Annotated in this window: 2 protein-coding genes and 1 pseudogene; 1 reads left to right on the top strand and 2 read right to left on the bottom strand. The window is 71.7% G+C overall.

The annotated features are described in order from the left end of the window. Positions 1 to 24: 24 nt before the first annotated feature. Positions 25 to 765, bottom strand: coding sequence for a lysozyme (locus tag SSBG_RS07735; RefSeq protein WP_234010729.1), 741 nt, complete (start codon positions 763 to 765; stop codon positions 25 to 27). Between the two features lie 312 nt (positions 766 to 1,077). Here SSBG_RS07735 and SSBG_RS07730 point away from each other — a divergent pair, with 312 nt between their 5' ends. Continuing rightward, positions 1,078 to 1,503 (top strand): MarR family winged helix-turn-helix transcriptional regulator, encoded by a 426-nt coding sequence (locus SSBG_RS07730; RefSeq protein WP_037869185.1) that lies wholly within the window; start codon positions 1,078 to 1,080, stop codon positions 1,501 to 1,503. A 120-nt stretch (positions 1,504 to 1,623) separates the two neighbouring features. On the opposite strand, the pseudogene SSBG_RS07725 reads toward SSBG_RS07730, so the two are convergent. Further along, positions 1,624 to 1,844, bottom strand: a pseudogene (locus tag SSBG_RS07725) (hypothetical protein); the annotation flags it as partial.

Here is a 1,844-nt window from a genome sequence, read left to right as displayed (position 1 = left end):
CACCGGGTTCTCGCGGGGCGCCTCTCAGCCGTTGGCCAGGGCCTTGACCCGGTCCAGGGCGCCGTTGAACTTGTTGTGGTCGCCCACCGTCGGGCCGGAGGAGGTGTACTGCCACATCGTGTAGAAGCCCCAGCCGGCCGGCAGGGCCCCCACCGAGGAGGCGTAGCGGGCCACCCAGAGCGGGTTGGTGGAGCCGAAGGCGGCGGAGTTGCCCGTGCAGGTCTTCCACCAGCTCGTCGCCGTGTAGATCACGACGTCACGCCCGGTGCGGGTCTTGTAGGTCTTCGCGAAGTCCTTGATCCAGCTGACCATCGCGGAGGCCGACTTGCCGTAGCACTGGGCCCCGTACGGGTTCCACTCGATGTCGAGCACGCCGGGCAGCGTCTTGCCGTCCTTCGACCAGCCGCCCCCGTGGTCCACGAAGTAGTTGGCCTGGGCGGTGCCGCTCGTCGTGTCCGGGGTCGCGAAGTGGTACGAGCCCCGGATCATGCCGACGTTGTAGGAGCCGTTGTACTGCTGGGTGAAGGAAGGATTCGTGTAGTAGGTCCCTTCGGTCGCTTTCGTGTACGCCCACTTGACGCCGCTGTTCCACAGCGTGCTCCAGTTGACGTTCCCCTGGTAGCTGGAGACGTCCACGCCTTCGGTCTGGGCGGCCCGGCTGCCCCGGGGGAGTCCGCCCACGCCGTCGTGGGCGGCGACCCCCATGCCGAGGTAGGCGCTGCCGCGCTCGGGTACCGAGGGTTCTTCGGCGGCCCGGGCCGTCATCGGCAGGGCCAGGAGGAGGGACAGGGCTGCGAGGAGAGTTCCGGCCGCCCGGAAGCGCGAGCGGCGGGATGATCGGATCGTGTGCACGGACACAGCGTGCCTCCGAGAAGTCCGGGTTGTGGGGAACCTGGCGATTTGCGACACGACCGGGTCGGATGCCGGGAGCATGCCAAATGTCGACGCTACGCGAGTAGAGCCGAGGTGGGGTAGGGCGCCTTTTGGCCGTCACTGGTCCAGTCCTGGGAAATACTGGACACGCTGCGGTTTCACCCCCGAGAGAGGGCTGTTTTTCAGCCGCCAGGAACGGACGCCATGACCGAGAACGCCTTTCTCGCCCTGGAGCGCGAGCTGAGCCTCCTCCTGCGCAGAGCGAGGGCCACGTCGAGCGAACTCGCGGGCGAGGTCCACCCGGGCCTGGAATCGGCCGCGTACGGCTTCCTCGTCCGCCTGGAGAGCGGCGGAGCCCAGCGCGCCACCGATCTCGCGCTGTACTTCGGCGTCGGCAAAGCCACCGTCAGCCGCCAGATCCGCGCGCTCGAACGCCTCGGTCTCGTCACCCGCGCCCCCGACCCCGACGACGGCCGCGCGAGCCTCGTACGTCTCACCCCCGAGGGTGAGGCCCGCTTCCGCCAAGTGCGCGAACGCCGCCGCGCCGCCTACGTCGAGGCGATGTCCGGCTGGCCGCCCGGGGAGGTCGCCGAACTGGCCCGCCTCCTCCACCGCCTGAACCGGCTCTGAGCGGGCCCGCCCACGCCGTCCGGCCACCCCGGCCGCGCCCCCCGCCGCGTCCGCGCGTCCCCGGGCGTCTCCGCCCCACCCCGCCGCGTCCGCGCGTCCCCCCGCCGCGTCCCCACCCCCCTACGCCCCCGCGCCCCCCACCTCCGCCAGGATCACGCTCGCGTCGTCATGGGGCTTCCCCGGCTTCGCCCGTCCCTCCGGCGTCCCTTCCAGGCGGCGGACCTCGGCGAGCAGGGCGCGGGGGCCCCGTTCGCGCAGGAGGCCGGCGAGGGCGGCCCAGTCGCCCTGGTGGAAGCGCTCGGTCCAGCGGGTGGCGCCGTCGCTGAGGGCGATGAGGCAGC

This window comes from Streptomyces sp. SPB074, assembly GCF_000154905.1.
GTDB lineage: Bacteria > Actinomycetota > Actinomycetes > Streptomycetales > Streptomycetaceae > Streptomyces.
This window is presented reverse-complemented; position numbering and strand designations above follow the sequence as displayed.

Coding starts and splice junctions, on each gene's coding strand:
- SSBG_RS07730 (WP_037869185.1), top strand. CDS start 1,078: ATGACCGAGAACGCCTTTCTCGCCCTGGAGCGCGAGCTGAGCCTCCTC.
- SSBG_RS07735 (WP_234010729.1), bottom strand. CDS start 765: ATGACGGCCCGGGCCGCCGAAGAACCCTCGGTACCCGAGCGCGGCAGC.